Below are 699 nucleotides of genomic sequence, written 5' to 3'. Positions count from 1 at the left end.
AGCCTGAGCATAATTAATGACTGTTTGATGAGATACTTTTATATTAAAGATATCATTCATTATTCTAGACACAACTCTAGATGAAAGACCATAATTCACATAAAAGGTTAAAATGTATCCTATGGTATGCAATGAGTTATGAGCTCGTGCTAGGTCAACCTTAGGTCTATTAGGAGTATTTGATTTGAGATTTTTTAAAGTAAAATTAAAATCTCTGTAGATATAATGAAGCTTAAAATTACCAGGGTTATCTTTATATTCTTGTTTTTCTTCTTTAGATAATGAATTTAGATTATTTTGATAAAAACTACAATTGTTGTTTCTACATTTGTAAATGCTAAAGTTGCTTCTAGTTTTAACTTTATCTAAAGCACGATTACAATATGGACATTTATATAATAGAGTATTTTTAGATTTATTCTTTGTAAATGTATTACCACATACTTTACATAAGTATTGACCCTTTGAACCATTATTGTCGTAGATATATTCTCTAGGAGCATTACAATGAGGACAATTATCAACTTTTGGTTCTGTTGAATTTTTTCTACGATTAACTGATTTAAGAGGTTTACCATGATTTAGTTCATAATCTTGTAATAATTGTTTATAATCTAGAGAAGTAGGTTCGTCAACTATTGGTAATTTTTCATCAACTTTAAAACTTGTGTAAGGTTTATTAACTGGTTTATTTTTCTT

General features: G+C 26.9%; 1 protein-coding gene. It reads right to left on the bottom strand.

The genetic code is table 11. The features are described from left to right. The coding region (locus L21TH_RS14500; protein WP_034429456.1) for a general transcription factor IIH subunit 2 family protein at nt 1-699 on the bottom strand (699 nt) is incomplete at both ends.

Source organism: Caldisalinibacter kiritimatiensis, assembly GCF_000387765.1.
Taxonomy (GTDB): domain Bacteria; phylum Bacillota; class Clostridia; order Tissierellales; family Caldisalinibacteraceae; genus Caldisalinibacter; species Caldisalinibacter kiritimatiensis.
Note: the sequence above shows the minus strand (reverse complement) of the source record. Positions and strands in the feature narration are given on the sequence as shown.